Source organism: Sphingomonas sp. IC081, from assembly GCF_006874585.1.
Taxonomy (GTDB): domain Bacteria; phylum Pseudomonadota; class Alphaproteobacteria; order Sphingomonadales; family Sphingomonadaceae; genus Novosphingobium.
Genome location: NZ_CP029763.1, coordinates 180,086 through 201,978, shown reverse-complemented (window position 1 = coordinate 201,978; position 21,893 = coordinate 180,086). Strand labels below are relative to the sequence as shown.

Annotated in this window: 17 protein-coding genes; 13 read left to right on the top strand and 4 right to left on the bottom strand. The window is 58.7% G+C overall.

Features of this window, described 5'->3' with window-relative positions:
* Positions 1-451 precede the first annotated feature (451 nt).
* Positions 452-724 (top strand): hypothetical protein, encoded by a 273-nt coding sequence (locus tag DM450_RS23660; RefSeq protein ID WP_142639801.1) that lies wholly within the window; start codon positions 452-454, stop codon positions 722-724.
* A gap of 673 nt (positions 725-1,397) precedes the next feature.
* On the opposite strand, the gene DM450_RS23655 is transcribed toward DM450_RS23660, so the two are convergent.
* Entirely contained in the window at positions 1,398-2,450 is a 1,053-nt protein-coding gene (locus DM450_RS23655; protein WP_011607975.1) for an AraC family transcriptional regulator, read from the bottom strand.
* Positions 2,451-2,801: 351 nt separating this feature from the next.
* On the opposite strand from DM450_RS23655, the gene DM450_RS23650 reads away from it, so the two are divergent.
* From DM450_RS23650 to DM450_RS23600, 11 genes are all read left to right on the top strand, one after another.
* A complete protein-coding gene (locus DM450_RS23650; protein ID WP_142639799.1) occupies positions 2,802-4,151 on the top strand; it encodes an aromatic ring-hydroxylating oxygenase subunit alpha in 1,350 nt (449 codons plus the stop codon).
* Entirely contained in the window at positions 4,141-4,698 is a 558-nt protein-coding gene (locus DM450_RS23645; protein ID WP_142639797.1) for an aromatic-ring-hydroxylating dioxygenase subunit beta, read from the top strand. The genes DM450_RS23650 and DM450_RS23645 overlap by 11 nt, the downstream gene beginning before the upstream one ends.
* Before the next feature lie 21 nt (positions 4,699-4,719).
* Positions 4,720-5,049 (top strand): bifunctional 3-phenylpropionate/cinnamic acid dioxygenase ferredoxin subunit, encoded by a 330-nt coding sequence (locus tag DM450_RS23640; RefSeq protein ID WP_142639795.1) that lies wholly within the window; start codon positions 4,720-4,722, stop codon positions 5,047-5,049.
* On the top strand, positions 5,046-6,275 hold the full coding sequence (locus DM450_RS23635; RefSeq protein WP_142639793.1) for an NAD(P)/FAD-dependent oxidoreductase: 1,230 nt from the start codon (positions 5,046-5,048) through the stop codon (positions 6,273-6,275). Before DM450_RS23640 ends, DM450_RS23635 begins: the two co-directional genes overlap by 4 nt.
* Positions 6,262-7,095, top strand: coding sequence for a 3-(cis-5,6-dihydroxycyclohexa-1,3-dien-1-yl)propanoate dehydrogenase (hcaB, locus tag DM450_RS23630; protein WP_142639788.1), 834 nt, complete (start codon positions 6,262-6,264; stop codon positions 7,093-7,095). The genes DM450_RS23635 and hcaB overlap by 14 nt, the downstream gene beginning before the upstream one ends.
* A 37-nt stretch (positions 7,096-7,132) precedes the next feature.
* Positions 7,133-8,023 carry a VOC family protein gene (locus tag DM450_RS23625; protein WP_185928862.1) on the top strand — a complete coding sequence of 297 codons (891 nt, stop codon included), beginning with the start codon at positions 7,133-7,135 and terminating at the stop codon, positions 8,021-8,023.
* A 38-nt stretch (positions 8,024-8,061) separates the two neighbouring features.
* A complete protein-coding gene (locus DM450_RS23620; protein WP_142639783.1) occupies positions 8,062-8,904 on the top strand; it encodes an alpha/beta fold hydrolase in 843 nt (280 codons plus the stop codon).
* 57 nt (positions 8,905-8,961) lie between these two features.
* Positions 8,962-9,786 (top strand): TauD/TfdA dioxygenase family protein, encoded by an 825-nt coding sequence (locus DM450_RS23615; protein WP_260610679.1) that lies wholly within the window; start codon positions 8,962-8,964, stop codon positions 9,784-9,786.
* Between the two features lie 652 nt (positions 9,787-10,438).
* Positions 10,439-12,784, top strand: coding sequence for a TonB-dependent receptor (locus DM450_RS23610; protein WP_142639781.1), 2,346 nt, complete (start codon positions 10,439-10,441; stop codon positions 12,782-12,784).
* A 191-nt stretch (positions 12,785-12,975) separates the two neighbouring features.
* Positions 12,976-13,779, top strand: a complete 804-nt coding sequence (locus DM450_RS23605) for a TauD/TfdA dioxygenase family protein (RefSeq protein WP_185928861.1) — start codon at positions 12,976-12,978, stop codon at positions 13,777-13,779.
* Positions 13,780-13,994: 215 nt separating this feature from the next.
* The gene (locus tag DM450_RS23600; RefSeq protein WP_142639777.1) at positions 13,995-15,158 is read left to right on the top strand and encodes an MFS transporter; all 1,164 of its coding nucleotides are present in this window, start codon (positions 13,995-13,997) and stop codon (positions 15,156-15,158) included.
* 446 nt (positions 15,159-15,604) lie between these two features.
* Here DM450_RS23600 and DM450_RS23595 read toward each other — a convergent pair whose 3' ends face one another.
* Both DM450_RS23595 and DM450_RS23590 read right to left on the bottom strand, forming a co-directional pair.
* Positions 15,605-16,852, bottom strand: a complete 1,248-nt coding sequence (locus DM450_RS23595; protein ID WP_142639775.1) for an aromatic ring-hydroxylating oxygenase subunit alpha — start codon at positions 16,850-16,852, stop codon at positions 15,605-15,607.
* A gap of 58 nt (positions 16,853-16,910) precedes the next feature.
* Complete coding sequence (locus DM450_RS23590) at positions 16,911-18,089, bottom strand: MFS transporter (protein WP_142639773.1); 1,179 nt, start codon at positions 18,087-18,089, stop codon at positions 16,911-16,913.
* A 271-nt stretch (positions 18,090-18,360) separates the two neighbouring features.
* On the opposite strand from DM450_RS23590, the gene DM450_RS23585 reads away from it, so the two are divergent.
* Positions 18,361-18,936, top strand: coding sequence for a TetR/AcrR family transcriptional regulator (locus tag DM450_RS23585; protein WP_260610677.1), 576 nt, complete (start codon positions 18,361-18,363; stop codon positions 18,934-18,936).
* A gap of 346 nt (positions 18,937-19,282) precedes the next feature.
* Here the strand turns inward: DM450_RS23585 and DM450_RS23580 are convergent, their stop codons facing one another.
* Complete coding sequence (locus DM450_RS23580) at positions 19,283-21,661, bottom strand: TonB-dependent receptor (protein ID WP_142639769.1); 2,379 nt, start codon at positions 21,659-21,661, stop codon at positions 19,283-19,285.
* Positions 21,662-21,893 lie beyond the last annotated feature (232 nt).

Genomic DNA, 21,893 nt, shown 5'->3' with positions numbered 1-21,893 from the left:
GCATGGGCTGCCCTCCGACCATCCGACTTGAAACGCTCCGTTCCATCGCCGAGGGCGTGTCTGTCATCGACGATCCGCGAATCGATTACGTGCCCAATATCGGGATTGTGGAAGGCTCGCGTGCGATCCTCGTTGTCGATACCGGTATGGGGCCTGCGATTGGCAGGCTCCTGTTCTCATAGGCGAAGGAGATCGCCCGTGAACGGCACATCTATCTGACAACCAAGAATTTTTACCCTGAACATGGTTTCGGGGCCTCGGCGTTTCCCGCAGTCGATGTCATTTTGAACTGTCTTCAGGCGGAAGGACTGGCGGAAAAGGGACCATACTATCTGGAGATGTTCCGGACCTTCGGCGCCGATAAGCGTGCGGCGCTTGAAGGCGGCGAGTTTGTGCGCACCGGGATAACCTACCGCGGTCGCAAAACCATCGATCTTGGCGGGAGGAGGTGATGCTGGAAGAGGTTCCGGCTCATACGCATGGCGCTCCGATCATCCTCGCTGCGGACTTCGGCGTCCTGTTCACCGGCGACCTTGTCGAGGACCGGTTCTACCTGATCATGCCCGATACCGATTTCAAAGGGGCGCCCTGGATCACTTCGATCGGACTCACGGCATTCGGGGGCAGGCCTCGGAATGGCGGAACTCTCGATCAGGGTCTGACTAACTATGAGACCTTCGAAGGCCACGATCCGCGCTTTCTGCGCCTGTACCTCGAGATGTAGCCGACACACGCGGTTCTGGCTAATCGACGCCGATCTCCGCCTACCCACGATCGTTGCTACCCACGAATGACTCCATCTCGTGCTCGTCGACAAAGTCGCGGGTGAACGACTATGCCACCTGTTTCGAGGGCACCTATCATCTCCCGCCGATACGGTGTGGGGCTGGACGACAGCAGGTACCTCCAGCGCGCACCATCCCGAATTGGACAAAGTTAAAAAATCGATCTCCACTTCACTTTCTTGATCTATAGCGGCAACTTATTTCCTGCTCGATTTGCGTGGTCTTGAGGCATCGATCATATTATCATGCAGGGCGAAACAGAAGACCGCACTCGATCATTTCTCGTTCAGACCGAAAGCCTCTTGCGCATCGGACGGCAACCACAGAAGTGCAAGTCTTGGCGCCCATCGGTAGTAACGTGACCCTAGATGTTGTGGAGCGTGACCGCGAGGATTTGCGGTGGAGATCTGCGCACGCCCGGTTGGGCCTCTGGGATGTTATGGTGCTGACGTGGCTCGCGGACAGCCATGCTCCGGGGCGCGCCATGGCACATCTGAAAGGTGAGTTGACTGTCGGGCGGCGAGCAGGGCGAAGCCGCGACGCCATCGATTAGGCACTCGAAACATGGAGGTGCGCATATGGCGTGGCATTCTAGCTACTGGAACCACACGCTTATTGTTGCTCAGTAAGATGATGCGGTGTGTCCTGGGCACCTGCTGGCTGGCGTCTCCGGACCGTACCAGGTGTCACTTTGAACCACCGATGAAACGCTCGGGTAAACGAAGCCTCGGAACTGTAGCCCATCTCAGTCGCGATATGTGCGATGGGCGTTCCGCTTTTCTCCAGCAATTCCATTGCCTGCATCATCCGCATGGACGTGACAAATTCGTTCGGCTTCTGGCCTGTGACGCGCGTAAAGCGGTTGATGAACGCCGAGCGCGACATCTTTGCTCTTTCGGCGAGATTCAAAATGGTCCAGTCTCTGCCGGGATCTTCCTGGATGGCACGCAACATGCCCGACAGCAGAGGGTCGTTCAGCCCGCGACCGACGTCGACAATCTGAAAGGTCGCTTCAAGATGATCTTTGATGCAGGCCGTAAGAACGCCCTCGGCCAATCGAGTGGCTATCGCGAGTCCCATAAAACCCTGCTTGCCATGCTCACCAATCAAGGATGTCAGTTGCTCAACAAAGGGAGCTTTTCGCGTGACGAAACCGGGGAGGCGTACCAATTTCGGCAGGCTTTGAAGGATTGCCGTTGGGAATCTCCGATCGAGATACATCCGCAGGGTGTAGATGAGCGCGGGCGCACCACCGCCACCGAAGCGATAATCCTGCGTGAAGAGGTTCGACAGGTATTCGTCGGCCGACCCTGCGTTCTTCAGAGGTGAGGGAACCAAATCGACCAGCGGTACCGCAGGTGACCTGGGACCATCGCCGAGTGTGTGAACTACGGGCGGAGTAACGAGCAAGGCGTCGCCCCCAACCAACGCAATAGGATCGTCGCGCTTCGTAACATACGCGACGCATTTCCCGGCAGTGACCAGATGGAGAACAATCGCATCCTCCTCGGGCGGGAATGCACAGGCCCACGGTGCCGTCAGATGGGAAAATACCTGCATCATCCCGGTCAGGCGGATCATGCGAAGGAGATCATCTACCGGCAGCTCCGGCCGATACTCGGAAGGGTCTCCTACGATCTGATTCCGAGTAAATATATCTGCCATTTCGAATCTCCACGTGACCCTGCGCCGTCACGCCGATCCACAACGCCGCGTAAGCGGGCCTCGTGTAGCGCAATCGGAGCGCTCTCGCGGATAACGAACTTCCCCGACACATTATCGTCTTTCGACTGCCGGCAGCAACACTCATGGACAAAAAATCGGAACGATCGGTCAATGACGTGATGTTGCCGACCGGGGTATGGATTGTCGAAGAGTTACCAACACCAACGTGAAGGTGACCGACGTGAGAGCGATGTATTTCATCTGAAGCGAGCTTGGCGAAGGATTCCTTACGAAGGGACTCCCAATCGGAAGAGCGTGGTTTCTCACGTTGGCGAAACGTGGGAGAGTCTGATGCACGTACCTACAGGCCGCGTTGACACCATGGGTGTCGCTGAGAGGCTGAGAAAGCTTGTTCGCCCCGATGAAGGGGTGATCCACGCTTCCGTTTATTCCGACCCCGAGATTTATCAACTCGAACTTTCCCGTATCTTTGCGCGATCGTGGCTGTTGCTTTGTCCGGACAGTCAGATTCCCAACGCTGGCGATTATTTCGTCAGCTATATGGGAGAGGATCCGGTCATCGTCGTCCGCCAGCAAGACGGAACGATCGCGGCGTTCCTCAACCAGTGCCGACACCGTGGCGGCGCCCTGTGCCGGGGAGAGTCCGGCAACACCAAGAATTTCATCTGCACCTATCACGGGTGGACCTATGACACGAGCGGAACGCTGACGAGCGTTCCATTCGAAGAGGTCGTCTACAAGGCGCCGCTGAATCGCGCGAAATGGAGTGCCCGGCGTGTCCCGCGTCTGGAGGTGCATCACGGCCTCGTATTTGGTTGCTGGGACGAGGATGCGCCCGGTTTTCGTGAATCGCTGGGTGAAGCCGCCGTATATTTCGACCTTAATTTCGGTCGGACCGAGGGTGGGCTGGCGACCTACGGCGGCGTCTATAAATGGCGGGTGAAAGCCAATTGGAAGCTCGCGGCCGAGCAGTTCACGACCGATGATTTCCATTTCCTGACTTCGCATTCTTCCGCGCTGACCGCGCTGACTCCTGAGGATGCGCCGCCATTCTCGATTGTTCGCGGTCGGGTGTTCACGAGTTCGAAGGGGCACGGGGGCGGCTTCCTCATGGAACGCGACAGCTTTGCCACAGCGCTCGCCACGACAACGGGCCAGGCAGCCAGTAACTACATGATGGAGGTCGAGCTTCCGACGGTCGAGCAGCGGTATGGCGAAGCGATGGCCAATGCCACGCCGACCTTTGCGAACTTCTTTCCTTCGACCGGATATCTCCATGCCAACAGGACGCTGCGTTCGTGGATTCCACGCGGTCCCGACGAAATGGAGATCTGGGCTTGGACGCTTTTCGACCGCGGCTCACCGGACGAATTGATGGAAGAGAGGGCGAAGATAACGGCGATGACTTTCGGCCCGGCCGGGATCTTTGAACAGGACGATACCGCCAACTGGGTGGACGTTCAGCGCCCGCTTGGCGGCGCGATCGCACGGCGGACGAAACTCAACATGCAGATGGGCGAGCCGACTTCGTTCGAGGGTTGGCCGGGGATGACGGGTTTCGACAGTAGCGAATTCCCCGCCCGCAACTTCTACTCGCGATGGCTCCAGCTTCTGAGCACGCCAAACCACGCGCTTGAAGCTAGCCCGACCGACGACGAGGAGTGCAGCCATGTCCGTTGAACCCGTGGCTCTCGATATGCCAGCTATCGCTGAGGAGCCTGGTCCTCGACTGCAGTGGGAGATCGAGCAGTTCCTATATGCTGAAGCCGGCCTTCTCGATGACCGGCGTTTTGAGGACTGGCTCGCGTTGATGGCTGACGACGTCGTCTACCAGATGCCGCTTCGGACAGACCGGATTCGCCGGGACGAGCGGCGTCTCAAGGCCATTGCCGAAGAGGTCAAGATATTCGACGATAATCTCGAACGTCTTCGGACCCGGGTGAAGCGTCTCCGGTCTGGAACCGCCTGGTCAGACGATCCGCGCGCTCGGGTCCGGCACCTGATCTCGAATGTCCAGATCTCTAGGGGTCAACAGCCCGAGGAAATCGAAGTGATCTCCGTTTTCCTCGTCTACGTGTCGCGGATGGACGAAGAGCCTACGCTCTTCTCCGGCCAGCGCCACGACGTCTTGAGGAGCGATGCCAATGGCGGCTGGAAGATCGCCCGACGCGTCGTGATCGGCGATCAGTCCGTCATTCCCTCGAACAACCTGACGTTGTTCTTCTGATGCTGATTTCGGGGAAACTTGATGCGCTGGATTGACGCCGGCGGAGCCGCTGAGCTCGATGTCGACGAGGTCGCCAAATTCGACGCCGATGTCGGGCCCTTGGCCATCTACCATACCGACGGCGGCTATTTCGCGACCCAGGATACCTGCACGCATGCTGTCGCTTCTCTCTCCGACGGGTTCGTCGAAGACGGGATGATCGAATGCCCGTTGCACGCGGCGAAGTTCTGCATCCGTACTGGAAAGGCCAAGAGCCTGCCCGCTACGGAGCCGTTGGAGACTTATCCCGTACAGGTCGTGGATGGCCGAATTCTCGTTGGTCTCCCGCTTGAACTCGGAGCCGAGGCGTGATCGGAAGCGTCGCAATCGTTGGCGCCAGCGCTGCTGGTGTCGCTGCCGCCACGACGCTGCGGGACGAAGGTTATGAGGGCGAGATCACCCTCATCGGCGGCGAGACCGACCTGCCATATGAGCGACCGGCGGTATCCAAGGATATTCTCCTGACGGGCGCGGCGCCGCCGATCATTCCTGAACAGCGCTACGCCGAACTGAACATCAAGCTTCTCTTGGGAACCAGGGCGGAGCGCATCGACGCACGATACGGCCAGATCGAGCTGAGCGACGGGCGGACGATGGTCAGTGACAGGCTCCTGCTGGCAACCGGCGGTTGGCCGCGGCGTTTACCCGTGCCTGGCGCGGAATTGGGCGGACTGCATTATGTTCGGGATGCGCGGGATGGACAGGCCATACGGTCCGGTCTGCGGCCCGGCGCGCGTATCGCCGTTGTGGGCGGCGGCCTAATCGGTGCGGAAGTGGCGGCCAGCGCGGTTCAGGCGGGCTGCGAAGTGGACTGGATCGAAGCGGAAGGACTATGCTTGGCCCGGGCGCTCTCGCGTCCGCTGGCCGAGGCGATGATGGACGTTCATCGGCAGCGTGGGGTTCGCGTCCACGCCAATGCGCTTGTCGTCCGCCTGATCGGAGAGCGATCCGTCCAGGCGGTCGAGCTTGCGGATGGCCGCCGGATCGACGCCGATATGGTCGTTGTCGGAATAGGGATAACCCCCGCCGCCGAACTGGCTGAGGAAGCAGATCTGACGGTCAGCGACGGGATCGTGATCGACCCCTTTTGTCGCACCTCGGCCGAGAACGTCTATGCCGCCGGAGACGTCGCGCGGCATCAGACCCGATATATGGCTACGCCTTCGCGACTGGAACACTGGCGCAACGCGCAGGAACAGGGCGTCACGGCTGCAAGGGCCATGTTGGGACATCGGCAGCCCTATGACGAGCTGCCCTGGTTCTGGACGGATCAATATGACCTGCACATCGAAGGCTGTGGGGTGATGCGCGCCGATGATGAAACCATCCTGCGCGGCAATCTCGCCGATGGCAACGCCACCGTGTTTCATCTGCGCGCCGGAAGCCTCGTAGGGGCCTGCGCGCTGAACAGGCAGGGTGATGTGCGTGGAGCGATGCGTTTGATCACAAGGGGGCTGACCCCGTCGGCCGACATTCTCTCGGACCCGACGAAGGATTTGCGCAAAATCGAAAAGGAACTCTCCCGTGCCTCAGCTTGATCAGCAAAGCGTCCTTATCACTGGTGGCGCGTCCGGGCTGGGGCGGGCGATCGTCGCGCGTTTCCTCGCCGAGGGCGCTCACGTCACGATCCTTGATCGCAATGCGGATGCATTGGCGGAGATGGAGCGGGAGTATGAAGGCCGCGTGGCGGGACTTATCGGCGATGTCCGAAGCCTTGCCGCCAATGAAGCGGCCGTGAGCCTGGCCTGCGATCGGTTCGGCAAGCTCGATTGCCTGATCGCGAATGCGGGCATCTGGGACTATGACGTGTCCTTGGTCGATCTCCCCGCCAGCGCGATCGACGCCGCATTCGACGAGCTTTTTTCGATCAACACCAAGGGGTCCCTCTTGGCGATGAAAGCGGCCACCCCCGCGTTGGTGCGTGCGACGGGTAGCATCATATTGACGCTTTCCAATGCTGCCTTCTACCCTGGTGGCGGCGGAATGCTTTACACGGCATCGAAGCACGCCAACCTCGGGCTGATGCGGCAGGCCGCGTACGAGCTGGCGCCGAGCGTGCGGGTGAACGCGGTCGCGCCAGGGGCTATCGCGACGAACCTTCGGGGGCTGGCCACGCTGGGTCAGGATAAAAGGGCTATCGGCTCGGATCTTCCGCTTGAAGAGTATCTCAAGGTCGGCGTTCCGCTCGCCCGGCTTCCGGACGTGGCCGAGTTTACCGGCGCTTATGTGCTTCTGGCCTCCCGCAAGGATGGGGCCGTTGCAACAGGCGCCGTCATCCAGATCGACGGTGGGATCGGCGTCCGCGGACTCGCGGGCGTTTCTGGCGGAACGAGCCTTGCTGAACGCTTTGCCGAGTGAACGGCCCGTTCCGTCCAACAGCTATTGGGAGAATAACATGCCTCACATACGCGCTCTCGGCTACGTCGGCTTCGAGACTCTGCTGATAAATGAATGGAAGCATTTCGCGACCGAAATCCTCGGCCTGCAGATCGGAGAGGAGTTGGCGGACGGCACGCTGGTTCTACGGTCTGACTCCTACAAGGCCCGCATATTCCTTCATCCGGGGCCAAGCGAGGACATTCTCTATGCAGGCTGGGAGACGTTCAAAGCTGAGGAATTGCAGGCCCTTCGCGACAATCTCACGGCACGCGGAATACCCTTTACCGAAGGCAGCGAAAGTGAGGCCCGCGCGCGATGCGTCCTTGAGTTGATCCGTTTCAAGGATGCCGACGGCAACGTTGTGGAAGCATTTTTTGGAGCGACCGAATTTCAGCATGAGCCCTTCATCTCTCCCAAGGGCGTGACATTCATCACCGGCCAGCAGGGATTTGGCCATATCGTGCTTTCGACCGACGATTACGAAGGCCAGGTCAAATTCTATCACGAGACGCTCGGCTTTCTGATCAGCGACTATAACGACCTGCTTCTGCCGGGGCGGCCGCCCGCGCATATCACATTCTTCCATGTGAACGGGCGTCATCATTCGCTTGCGCTCGGCAATATGCCTTTGCCCAAGCGGTTCAACCATTTCATGCTCGAAGCGTCTTCACTCGACGATGTCGGCTTCGCGCTCGATCGGGCGAAGAATGCCGGCGCGCATATCCTGATGGATCTCGGGCGGCACAGCAATGACAAGGTCATTTCCTTCTACGTCATGACGCCGTCGGGATGGGCAGTCGAGTTCGGGTGGGGCAGCCTGATCGTCGATGACGAGATCTGGCACGTCACCCATCATCCGGAGCCCAGCATCTGGGGACATAAGTTCACCCCGCCAGCGCATATCTGACCTGCCGCGCGAACGAGAGAAAGAGCGAGTAAAGCACCATGAACGCACCAACCTACACGGCTGAGAATACGTCCCGCACCATTACGGTCCAGGACATCAAGATTCACTATCACGAAGCCGGAACCGGTTCCGAGGTCCTGGTGCTCCTTCACGGAACCGGACCTGGCGCTTCCTCCTGGGGGAATTTCAGGGGCAACCTTCCCGATCTGGCGGCGGACTTCCGCGTGCTCGCGATCGACATGCCGCACTATGGCGAGTCCGACAAGCCCGCGACGAACCTCATGAACGCGGCTTGGTACGCGACCGTCGTCGTCGACGTGCTCGACGCGCTCGGCATCAAGACCGCCCATTTCCTGGGTAATTCGGTCGGTGGAAGCGTCGCTCTGGAAATAGCGCTGGCGCGCCCTGAACTGATCGATCGGCTTATCCTGATGGGAACGGCGGGTTCGCTCCCTATGTTCGCTCCACTCCCGACCGAAGGGGCCAAGAACATCGTCGATTTCTATGAAAGTGGTGATCCGACGCCGGAGAAGATGGAGCGCTTCGTCCGCGGAATGCTGTTCGACCAAAGCCTCGTCACGCCCGAATTTGTCAAGGTTCGCTACGAGGCTGCGATCGTGCCCGAGCTCCTCGTCCATCGCGAGCTCAATATCGGGTGGATGCACACACTGTGGCGCAGGGTCGCGGACGTTCATCACAAGACCCTGCTGGTCTATGGGCGCGACGACCGCGTGGTGCCGTGGGACAGTTCCCTTATTCTCCTGCGATTGATGCCGAATGCGGATTTGCACGTCTTCTCGCGTAGCGGCCACTGGACGCAGCTCGAGCGTGCCGGTGAATTCAATCAGCTGGTGAGGACGTTCCTGCGTTCGCCCGCTTGAGCCGCTGCGGCACTGCGGCACTGCGAGGACAATCCAGATACAAGGAGAGGATCATAGATGAGCACGTTGACAATAGAAAACTTGACCCCGGTTATCGGATCGATCGTCCACGACATTGACCTCTCCGACCCCGGTGTGTTGGAAGCGCATGGAGACGAGTTACGCCGTCTCTTTCTCGATCGACAGGTCATCTTCTTTCGTAACCAAAAGATCGATGGGGCGAGTCAAGTCAATCTGGCTCGCTTGTTCGGTTCCGTTCGGCCCGTTTCGTCTACTTTCCCCAGTCATCCGGACAATGAGTATGTCGAGATCCTCAAGAGCAAAGGATCGCGAACGGGCACTGACATCTGGCACGCTGACCTGACCTGGCAGGAGAATCCGCCCGTCGGCGCTTGCCTTTACGCGGTAAACGTTCCGCAATCCGGCGGCGATACGATGTGGGCGAGCATGACCGACGCGTATGACTCTCTCGACGATCGAGTGCGCGAGCTTCTCGAGCAATTGAAGGCCGTACACGACTGGGAAGGTCCAGAGCTCATCGCATCGATCAAGGCCGGAAAGGATCCCGACGGGCGCTATGCCGACATGCGTCTGCGCTTTCCCCCCATCGAGCACCCCGTTGTCAAGGTGCATCCAGAAACCGGGCGCAAGCTGATCTTCGTCAACAGCCTATACTGCAAGCGCATCACTCCGCTGCCACACGGGGAAAGTGCGCGCCTGCTGGATTATCTCTCAAATTTGGCGAATGTGCCGGAGCGTCAGGTGCGTTTTCGGTGGCAGCCGGGGTCGATCGCGATCTGGGACAATCGCTCGGTCCAGCATTATGCCGTCAATGACTATCACCCCTTTCCGCGCGAAATGCATCGGGTGGCAATCTTCTGATTGGAGACAACCGCGACCTGATCAATATGGTTCTGATGTAACGGACGACGGAATTTTCATGCCTGCCTCAATCAGGACATCCGGCACGTTGCCGCCCTGTCTGTGCCTTCCCTAAGCAAGATCATGGCTGAAACATGGATGCGAGTAAGCGTGTCCTGCCGTGCTGAAGCCCCTGCTGAACCATGCAGAAATGGCGCAGCGTAGATTTGCATATGAAGCATGATGTTTGAGTGTGAATTACCCTGCTGAGCTCACTTTCGGGCGTGACCCGCGAACGTTCTAGGTATCGCAGCGTAGCGCTGACCGGCGCAGATGCCCCATGCTTATTCCAGATCATATAACGTGCGGCGACGGCGTCCGCCTCCAAACTGCGACGCCTCATCTGGACGGCACTATCGAACCCGCGCGTGCAGGAGTGGCTTGCAACGACATATCGCTTTGAATCCTGTTGACGTAGTTTAATTACGAACATAGTGTTGTGCTACAAAGCGCCCAACCAAGCGGGCGCTTGTCTGGAGCTAGGATTGAAGCGTTCGCCATCGTGTCAGACAATCGCAAAATCCATGGGAAGGCGCCATGCGCAGCTCAAGCGTAGCGTCACGATTCGCATGACCGCCAACCGCAATGAAAATAATCGAAGGGGAGAGAGAAAATGATTTCACGTCCGGGCCGAATTCTCTACATGATGGGCGCGTCCATTTGGGCGCTCACCGCCACTTCCGCTTTCGCGCAGTCTTCCTCCGCAGATGACGCCGCGCCGGAATCCGCTGCCCCGGCCCAAACCGAGTCCGCTCCCGCTGCAGCGTCGGTCGAATCGGCGGACGGAACCGAAATCATCGTCACCGCCGATAGGCGAGCCACCAGCATCCAGCGCGTTCCCATCGCCGTTACGGCTCTCACCGGACAAGATCTCTCCAACCGTGGCGTTCTTGAGATTTCGTCGTTGGCCCCGCAGGTTCCGAGCTTCAACTTCGGCCAGACGTTCGGCGTTTTGAAGCTGGCGATCAGGGGCATCGGCTTCAGCAACCAGTCGACAGGCGCCGAAGGCAGTGTCGCGTTCAATCTGAACGATGTGTATATTTCGCGCCCCGCGGCTCAAGTGGGACAGTTTTACGACATCGAGCGCGTCGAGGTTCTCCGCGGCCCCCAGGGCACCCTGTATGGGCGCAATGCGACCGGCGGCGCGGTCAACGTACACACCGCTCGACCCGGAAGCAGTTGGGAGGGCTTCGCAGAACTCACCGTCGGCAACTATAACCAGATCGTGACCGAAGCCGCTGTGGGAGGGCCTATCTCCGACACGCTGGGCGTCCGGCTCGCCTTCACGAGCGAAGACCGGGATGGCTACGGCAAGAATGTGGCGACGGGCAACGATATCGACGACGTGAAGTCACGTGCCGCACGATTGACCCTTCAGTTCGAGCCCAGTTCGACCTTTACCGTCGCGCTCATCGGCGACATTCAGCGCGATACGAACCATTCGGGTGGCAATCACCTGATCGCTCAGCGCGGGCTTTCTGGTGAACCAGGCACATCGGGCCTCCCGGTCGTGGGTGTTCAGGTAGGCGGCCAGGCGGTGATCGGGGGCTATGACATCCGTAGCGATATTGATCCCCAATATCGGAGGCGCGGCGGAGGTCTGACGCTCGACGCGCGCCTGGCGCTTGGGGACCTGACGCTGCGGTCGGTCAGCGGATGGCGCCGCAGCGTCTATGGCCTGATCAGCGACGTTGATGGCACCGATGCAGAAATCGCGTCCATCGTCTACAGGGAGAGTTCCGACACATACTCGCAGGAATTCAACGCGAACTATAGTTCCGGGCGTTTCTCGATCACAGCAGGCGTATATGGCTTCATCGAGAATCTCAACGGCTTCTTCGCTGATCCTGCCAATTCCTACTTCATCGACGGGGTCTATGATCCCGGCAACACCATCGCCTATTATGCTGCCGGCGGACACCTCGTCACTCATGCGTTCGGGGGTTACGCCCAGCTATCGTACCAGGCCACCGATCGTCTGACCCTGATAGTCGGCGCACGCTACAGCACCGAGAAGAAAAAGGACGACGATCTCTATACCGACTATTTCACTTCTACAGCGTGGATGGAGCCGGCCAGCATTACTGACCCCAATCCGCCCTTGGCGGGACCGAACACGCAGTCCAAGCGCTGGAACTCTTTCACGCCGAAATTTGGGATCAATTTCCAGGCCAACCCATCTACATTATTGTACGCTTCGGTCTCAAAGGGCTTCAAGGCAGGGCTGTTCAATTTGGGCGGTACGCGAGTCACGCCGAACGAAACCTTCACTGAGGTGAGCCTCTTCAATCAACCCGTCAATCCCGAGACGGTTTGGGCCTATGAGGCCGGCCTGAAAACGCGGCTGCTGGACAATCGCGTTCGCCTGAATCTCGCTGGCTTTTACTATGATTATTCGAACCTCCAACTCTCGAAGGTGGAAGGTCAGAACGTGACCCTGACCAATGCCGCGTCGGCGCGACTCTACGGTCTCGAAGGCGAGGCCGAATATGTGTCGCCTGATGACGGACTTCGCGTGAATTTGAGTGCGAGCTGGTTGCATACGCGTTTCACCGACTTCTTCAACACCGACCAAGGTCGGCCTGGTCTCGGCGAACTCGACCTGCGCGGCAATCGGCTACCCCAGTCACCCGAATTCACGGTCAGTGGGGGAATCGAATACAGAGTTCCGATCGGAGGGGGATTCGTCGTTCCACGTGCCCAGGCGAACTACGCTACGCGCACGTATTTCGACGAGTTCAACTCGAATGTCGTTTCGCAGCCTGCCTATGCAAAGGTGGACCTCTCGCTTGCTTATGAGAGCGATCGAGGCTTCAGGGTGACCGGCTTCGTTAACAACCTCACCAACAAGCGCACGATCGATACGGCTTTCCAATCATCCGGGTTGCTCGGGCACCCGGTCAATGGCTTCCTGGCGCCACCACGAACATATGGAGTGCGAGTGAGAGCACATTTCTAGCCTCAGAAAAGCCCATCAGCTGCTGGATCGCGCAGCGCGAGACTCGGCTGACTGCTTTGGAGCACGACAAGCGTCGCGAACGAAATCGAGGATGATGACATTTTCCCCGAAGCGACGGGCATCGACCGGATCAGGAAGGTCCGAGAACTACGTCAAAATGGCAGAATAATAGCGTTATGGAGAAAACCGTTATGAACGAGATCAGCGTAACACCGCTCGCTGGCAGCCTTGGCGCTCAGGTGAACGGGATAGATTTGAGAAATCCGATCGATGATGCGACCATGAGCCAGCTGAAGGCCTGGTTCCTTGAATATTGCGTGCTTGTGTACCCCAAGCAGGATATCACACCGGAACAACAGGCAGCGTTTGCGGCCCGCTGGGGCGAACTTCATTACATGCCCACTGTCGAAGCGCGCCTCGAAGGTCATCCAGCGGTGATCGAGATCGATTATTATGGTGATATCGTGCCGACGACTGACGTCTGGCACTCGGATATGACCATGGAAGAGCGGCCGCCGATGGCCTCGTTGCTGCTTGCCAAGCTCCTGCCGCCGGCTGGTGGCGACACCATTTTCGCAAATCAGTATCTGGCCTATGACAGGCTTTCCGCCGGGCTCAAAGCTGTGCTGGATGGCCTGAAGGCCGTTCACGATGGCGAACTCTTCGGACCACTCGTCGATATGGATCCCGCCGATTTACCGAGCAATGTGCATCCCGTCGTGCGGACGCATCCGGAGACGGGACGCAAGTCTCTGTATGTCAATGCGACCTTCACGCGTCACTTTGAGAATATGACGGTGGAGGAGAGCGCGCCCTTGTTAAACTGGCTCTACGCACATTGCTCGCAACCAAATTTCACGTTCCGGCATCGCTGGTCGGAAGGCGACCTGCTGATGTGGGACAATCGCTGCACCCAGCATTTCGCTATTGCCGACTATGGCACCGCCCGGCGCACGATGAATCGAGCGACCGTGCTTGGGGAACGGCCTTATTGATGCGTTCGACCCGTTGTTGAAAATATCGAGCTGACAGGAAGGCGATTCCCTGGCCGGATCGCCTCCACATTCGCGAGCGGAGTGCTACTCAGCCTCCCGTAGCCTTTGGGTGACCGCGTGCCAGTTTGCCGGCCCGATCTGTAAGCGCCTCTGCCGTCGTGCAGCGGATTCATTCCCTCGAAGGCGGTTGCCGCCTCCTTGTGCAGGTAGAGTCGATGATCAAGGCACAGCAAAATCGAGCCATCGTAGCGGGCGCCCTGCTATACTGTTCCGCAAGCCTCATCTTCTATATTGTTCCAGCGTTTCTCCGCAGCATCGCCCGGTTGTACGACGCGTCACCGGCCCAGCTAGGCATGCTCTCCGCAATGGAGTTCTGGGCGATAGCGGCCGCCTCGCTTACGGGTCCGCTCTGGATAAATCGCTTCAATTGGCGGACGATCGCGAGGGTGGGCGCCGCGATCGCGCTGATCGGGCAGGTCGCAAGCCTTTTTGTACGGGATTTCGATACATTGGTCATCGTCCGCCTTCTCACCGGCGCGTTCGGCGAAGGACTGGTCCTGGCGGTGAGCTATCCCGTACTCGCACAGAGCCGCCATGTGGAGCGCTCCTTTGGCCTCGCCTATGGCGCGACGCTCGTGCTAAGCACGGTTCTCATCTATGCCAGTCCGCTGCTCGACCGCCTGTCGGGCACCGTCAGCCTCCTTCTGATCATGGCGGTGCTATTTGCTGCGTCCTTCGTCGCCGCTTCATTCCTCCCGGCCGGGTCCGGAAATTCCGCGGAGGAAAGCCAACAGGAAATCACTGCCTCGCGTCCAGTATCACGCGGCCTAATCGCACTGACCCTTGCCGCTCCGACCTTGTGGTTTGCGGGCGCGGGAGGGTTTTGGGCGTTTACGGGGCAGATTGCCGCGGGCAACGGCCTTCCCGATGCACAGGTTGCAACGTCGATTGCCATTGGAACCGGACTTGCCATTCTCGGCACGCTCTTTGCCATGACTGTGGGAGATCGCTTCGGTCGAAGATGGCCTGTGGTCGTATCCGCACTGGCCATGTCGGCGCTCGTATTCGGCGTGGTTCAGTCCGGTGAATTTGCGACGCTCACGGTTGAGCTAGCACTGTTCAACATTTCGTGGGCGAGCGGGACGATCTTCTTGATCGCAGCGGTGTGTGCTGTCGATGCCAGCGGCAAAGTTACAGTTCTCCTGCCGGCGTTCCAGACGATCGGAATGGCTTTCGGCACATTCATCCTCGGGCACGTCATTGGCGACATGGGCATTGCCGCTGTCCCTTGGGCCGTAACAGGCTTCTTGGCGGCCGTTTTGCTCGCTCTATTTACCACAACCGCGATACAGAAGTTCCGGCTGAAACAGGAAGCCTGACGGCGCATCGTAGCAACGACAAGGCGCAAAGACGGTATAGGATAGGAATTCGCGTCGTCGCGCCAGCAATGGAGGGTACGATGGCTCGAGTTGCCCATCGGAGCAACATCAGTCTGGATGGTGTGGAAACGCTACAACCAGGTGCGAGCTGGCAGGTGTGTTAGACGCCGGTTGAATATGTTGCGCCGGATATCTGGCTACGCGCGAGCGGGTTGGCGTTGGGCATCGACGATGCCCGAAATCTCATATGCAGATTGGGAGCGGCCAATTCTTTCCGATCTGGGTAAAGGAGACCAGTCCGACCACGATTGCGCGCAACGCCGCGCGGTGCGCTTGTGGGCGCCCACGCGGCGCATTGCCGCCTTGAACTCGACCCGATCCGCCCGTACGATGGCGATCGGGCGCAACTTGGGTGGCATCAGCGCCGACCGTGCAAGCCAACGGAACTATGCTGCTCCAGACCTTAACAGGTTCGCAGGGCCGTTCTCCGATGGTTCCAGTATCGGATCATACAGGCCGGCATCAGGGTCCGTCACGGCCCGATAGACCAATCTCTCCCATGTCTGGGCCATGAACTCACTGTCGATAGCGGTCAGAAGGGTTCCCATGTCGGCAATACCGGAGTCATGTCCTCTTTGCACCCCTTCGCATACTTCACGGTCTTCCGACAGTATCTTCACGATCATCTGCAACCATTCGTCGGCCTGTTCTTCGGTTAGGTCGTTGACGGTGTAGACATCAAACTCGATCCGCGTTTGGCGAACACCCAGCGCATGGATCCGATATGCGACGAAGCCTGGCAGAAGGTCTTTACTGCTTGCGCCAGTGCCCGGTTCGTTTGCGATCACGGTTTCGGGAAGGGCGCCTTGACCGCCAGAGCTCATAAAGCAGATCGTTGGCCAAGCGAAAAATACGTAATCGGGCGGGGAGCCTTCCTGAAGATCCAGCGTGCCCTCGATCTGGAGCGGACCGACGGGATAGGTATACATGTGCTTGGGATCCAAACGCGAGCTGCGATACCACGCGGGATGCACCGTGGGGCAGTGATAGCATTCGCAATTATTGTCCCACACGATCTTCCAGTTCGCGTTGAATTCAATTGATCGGCGCGCCCGGAACCGGGCAGTCTCCATTGGAAACTTGCGAGTTTGGACCAACTGCTCGATTGGCCCCAAGGCCGTGCTGAGACTAGGCGCGTCCTCCATCGGATTGACGAAAACCATGTCCCCGAGAAACGCTACCGACGCCTGCTTCAGGCACTGCTGACTTTTATCGAACGAGGGGTTTTCCCTGCTTCTCGGTGCGGCCCTGAGCGAGCCGTCAAGCTCATACGTCCAGGCATGATAGTTACAGATCAGGAGCCCCTGATTGCCACTACCATTGGCCACGGGATGATGCCGATGCCGGCAAATATTATGGAAGGCCCGTACTTTATTATCATTACCGCAAACGATGACGAGTGGCACGCCGCCGACCTCACAGGTGAAATAGTCTCCTGCTCGACCGACCCGTCCTTTGTGACCCACATATTCCCAGGCACGACGGAATATCGTCCGTTGCTCGCGTTGGAAGATATCTTCATCGGAATACCAGCTCGAGGGAAGCGTCTTGCCACTTTCGACGGCGTTCTTGATCACACCGCGTGGATCGACTGCTTCTTGCGCTGACGAGAATGAAAATTGTGTAGATGCCATAATTAATTCCTTTAACTATCAGGCGAGTAACTAGAGTCTCATGGAAATTATAAAGTATTCACCCTCGGAGGCGTGGTGCTCCTCCCCACGACATGCGTCCCCGTGCGACGAGATATATTGCTATTGACACAATGAAGCATGCGCTTGTCATCCAAGGCCCTGCACCAATTCCAAAGTCATTGATCAAATAGCCGAGTGTCGCGGTACCGATAGCCATCCCGCCAACCTGAAATGCCGGAACGAGAGCGGCAATCCGTCCAGTGTCGTCAGATGCACAAATGGCGCCAGTGATGTAGATCGTACCGATCGCACAGCACATATTAAACATGACCAGGAAAAAGGATGACAGCATGAGCTGCTGCGACAACACAAATGCTAATATCGCAGCACCCATGATCGCGGTTGAAGCAACAATTATGACCGTGCTTCCAATTTTTTTACTCACAACCAACACTAGAAGTGACCCTAAGATCGCGCCCGCGGTGCCGACGCCAAGCGCGCGCGCGATCTGCGAACCGGTGAAGCCATTGGTTGCCGCGATCTGTTCGGAGAAGGACCAGAAGCCTCCAGCCCCGGCATACCAAATGCCCTGCGCGGCCAAGGCCAGTGCTCCCATACTTGGCCGCCGAGCAGACTCCGTCGCTGGAAGGTCCGGCGTATCTACAACCGTAGCGGTTTTCGGCCCGGATGGGACGATAAATCCAGCGGCAAAGGTCGCCAAAGACGCCACTGCGAGGATGGCGAGTACACTAATCGTTCCCAGGTAACGATCGAGTTCGGGGCTGGCGGACAGCCCGGCTATTCCAAGCAAGATTGCCACGCCATAAGTGATACTGAACGAGCGTTCGAAATTGCGGCTATGGCCAAGCGTTGCATAGCTGAGCGCCAGAAGCACGCCTTCGCCAAAGAAACCTGTTGCGACGCGTATCGCGAGAAGGAAGTCGAAGCTGCTTACAAATAGACTCGCTGTATGACCGGCCAGTGCTGATAAAGCTCCGAAGCATGCAAGAGCACGCCAGTCGAAGCGGCTGATCCACAGAGGGCCGATGGCCGATGCACAAGCAATCGCCCATAATTCCGCTGCCGACAGAAGGCCCAGGTCCGTGGGCGACACTCCGAACTTGCGCTCGATGCCTCCCAGATAGGCCGGAACAAAGTAGAAAATCGTTGTCCCCGCGCAATACATGAGTGCGCCGGCTACTGTAATTCTTATTTGTCCATAGCTACGCCGCTGCATAAACAGTCTCATTTCCGAAATCTCTATCCTGGAGACTGCCATTGTTCCCGCGCAGACGCCCGTCGTTGGTGGCAAGCGTCATCGCCTCTCCATCTGACGAAGCGCTGGCGCCAATGTCTTTGCCGCCGCGACTCCTAGTTTGTGACCAGATACTACCATAGCAGCACGTAGCTAGGCAACATACCTTCCGGTCGGTATGTTGCAAATTCAAGGAAGCGCCGCATATTGGCGCGAAGTGGCGGTCCCATCCGCCGCCGCATGGAGGTTTCTTTTGGATAAGAACGGAAGTGGCAGAGGGTCTGACGTTCGTCGCGGGAAAGATCCAGCGCGTGTTCGACAAGCTTTGCTTGAACAGACGGCGAAGATCGCGGCGGACGAAGGACTGGGTGCCGCGACGGTAGCTGCCGTCGCACGGGCTGCCGGGGTGACGAAGGGCGGCCTTTTCCATCATTTTCCGAACCGACAAGCGTTGGTCTTCGCGATGTTCGACGAACTCCTTGAGCGTTTGGATCGACGCATTGACGATGATATGGCGCGTGATCCGATGGAACATGGCCGCTTCACACGAAGCTACGTGAACCTGGCCCTCAGCATGGATGAACATGACCGTCTTATCTGGGCAGGTCTCATGGGTTCGCTCGTTCATGACAACGCTTTGAACGGCCGTTGGTACGGATGGTTGGACAAGAGGCTGAAGCGACACGCTTCGACAGATGCAGGCCCTGTTCTTCAGATCGTTCGATTGGCCGTCGACGGAGCATGGCTGGCGGAGCTCGGCCAAACGCGGTTCAAGAATATCAAAGACCTCATCCAGATTTTGACGGAGTTCACGGTTCCAAAAGAATAGCTGCACCCTGTCTTGGCCAGCCCTCGTACTACATCGTTCGATGACATCGAGGCGCGCGCCGGGGGCAGTTATCGATCCTGACACGGGCATCAAGACGTATCCGGTCATAAATCGAATAGGGTCGCCGCGCCGTGGATGTGGCGATGTAATCGTTCACGGTGCCGCGGCGTTCGAGCGTCGATTTCTTGTGCGGTGCACGCCCGCTCTGGCGGAGCCTCGCGCCGATACCGCCATCCGCGCAGGTGCAGCCTTCGTGGCCGAGATTGCTGCGACTGGGCCTCCAACCAGTCGAGCAAGCTGCAAATACGCCGTGAACTGGCCATGATCGCCCCTGTTCCTCCGGATGTCAGAATGAGTAACGGAGCCGTACGCCATAGGTCCGCGGCGGGGCAAGGAAGCCGCCGACCGGATGTCCCAGAATCTCCGACGACTGGTAAGCCGTATCGATCGTAAGCTTGTTGGTGAGATTGTTGACGAAGCCGGTGATTGAGAAGCCGCGCTCATCCTCATACGCGAGCGAGAGGTCTACCTTGGCATAGGGTGCCTGCGAAATCGGCCTTACGTTGAACTCGTCGAAATAAATTCTCGACGTGTAGTTGGCCTGGGCGCGTGGCACAATTCGTCCGCGCGCAGCCGGAATGCCGAATTCAATGCCGCCGCTGACCGTGAAGTCAGGTGCCTGTGGAAGCTTGTTCCCTTTCAGGTCCAGCTCGCCGAGCCCCAGGCGTCCCACATCGGTGTTCCGGAAGTCGGTAAAGCGCGCATGTAACCAACTCGCGCTCAAGTTGATGCGAAACAGATCATCGGGCGACGTATATTCGGTCTCGGCTTCTAGGCCGTAGATTCGGGCAGACGCTGCATTCGTCAGCGCAACAAGAGTGCCTTGAACCTTTGAAAGCTGAAGGTCTGAATAGTCATAGTAAAATCCGGCCAGGTTCAGGCGAAGCCGATTGTTCAGCAGCCGCGTTTTCAGGCCGGCCTCATAGGCCCAAACCGTTTCGGGCTGCACCGGGGGGTTGCTGAGCGTCACGCCCGTATCCGTGGGAATGACCTGTGTTCCGCCGAGGTTGAACAGGCCGGCCTTGAAGCCCTTCGAGATCGAGCCATAGAGCAAGGTTGACGGGTCGGCCTGGAAGTTGACGCCGATTTTCGGCGTGAAGGAGTTCCAGCGCCTGGATTGAGTGAACGGGCCGGAGAACGGCGGATTGGGATCCCAAATGCTTGCTGGCTCAAGCCATTTCACATCGGTCACGAAGTCGGTGTAGAGATCGTCATCCTTCTTCTTCTCGGTGCTGTAGCGTGCCCCAACTATCAGGGTCAGGCGGTCGGTAAGCTCGTAAGACCCCTGCACATAGCCTGCAAAGGCGTGGTTCACCAGATGGCCGCCGGCCGCGAAATAGGAGATGAACTCGCTGTTCGGATCATAGGGCGCCCCGACCAGGACAGGATTCGAAGGGTCAGCGAAGAGCCCATCCAGATTTTCTATGAAGCCATAGACGCCCGCCGTCACAGAGAGGCGGTCTCGGCTATAGTTTACGTTGAACTCCTGGGAGTATGTGTCCGACCTTTCCCGGTAAACGATCGACGAGACCGGTGCATCGGTGCCATCGACGTCGCTGATCAGTTTGTAGAGGCTGTGACGCCAGGCCGTGATCGATCGGAAGGTGAAATCGCCCGCCTCCAGCTTCGCGTCGAGCGTCAGTCCCCCGCCGCGCCTCGTATATTGGGGATCGATATCCGAAATAATATCGTAACTGACCTGGTCGCTTGTCCTGCCTCCGAGCTGGACACCGATGAGCGGCAGGCCCGAAGTCCCCGGCTCACCGGTGAGCCCGCGCTGCACGATATCGTGCTGGCCACCCGAGTGGTTCCGCACACGCTGGATGTCGCCGATCAAGGCCATGCTGAAGTTCGAGGTCGGTTTCCACTCGAGCGTCAACCGGGCCGCGCGCGATTTCTCATCGTCGATATCGTTGCCCGTTACAACATTCTTGCCGTAGCCATCCCGATCTTCGCTCGTGAAGGCGAGCCGGACGCCCAGCGTATCGGTGACAGGGCCACCCGCCGCGGCTTCTGTCACGATCTGGTTATAGTTGCCGACGGTGAGTTGCGCGAAGCCGCCCCACTCGGCTCCTGGCCGTGCGGAGTAGATGTTGATCGCGCCCCCGGTCGCATTGCGTCCGTAGAGTGTGCCTTGTGGGCCGCGAAGCACTTCGACCTGCGCGATATCATACATCTGGCCAACCTGAGCGGCGGGACGCGATACATAGACGTCATTCAAGTTGAAGGCGACGCTGCTCTCGGCGCCTGTCGCCTGGTTGCTGAAGCCGATGCCCCTGACTGCCAGCTTCAAGACGCCGAAAGACGCGCCGAAGTTGAAGCTCGGAATCTGCGGCGCCAAGGACGAGACGTCCATAACGCCGCGCTGGGCGAGGTCTTCGCCGGTGAGAGCCGTAACGGCGATGGGAACGCGCTGGATGCTGGTGGCTCGCTTGTCGGCGGTGACGATGATTTCGGTTCCGTCCGCCGTTTCCGCCGGGGCGTCGGCAACCGGCGATGCCTGCTCGACCGACGCTGCAGCGGGAGCGGCCTCGGTTTGGGCCGGGGCAGCGGCTTCCGGCGCGGCGTCATCCGTGGAGGAAGACTGGGCGAAAGCGGAAGTGGCGGTGAGCGCCCAAATGGACGCGCCCATCATGTAGAGAATCCGGCCCGGACGTGAAATCATTTACTCTCTCCCCTTCAAATTATCTTCATTGCGGTTGGCAGACACTCAAGGGTCTGGCCGGCGCCTCGCGACATCCGTCGGCTCCATGGCTGTGGCGGTCTCCCTCAGATCAGAACCGCTTTGGTGAGCAACACTAAGTTCACATATAAACCGCGTCAACAAGAATCGAAGCCACGGGCGGGCTCGCTAAAAGGGGTTCGCTACTCTACGCGCCCGGCTCGAGGCCGGCGGG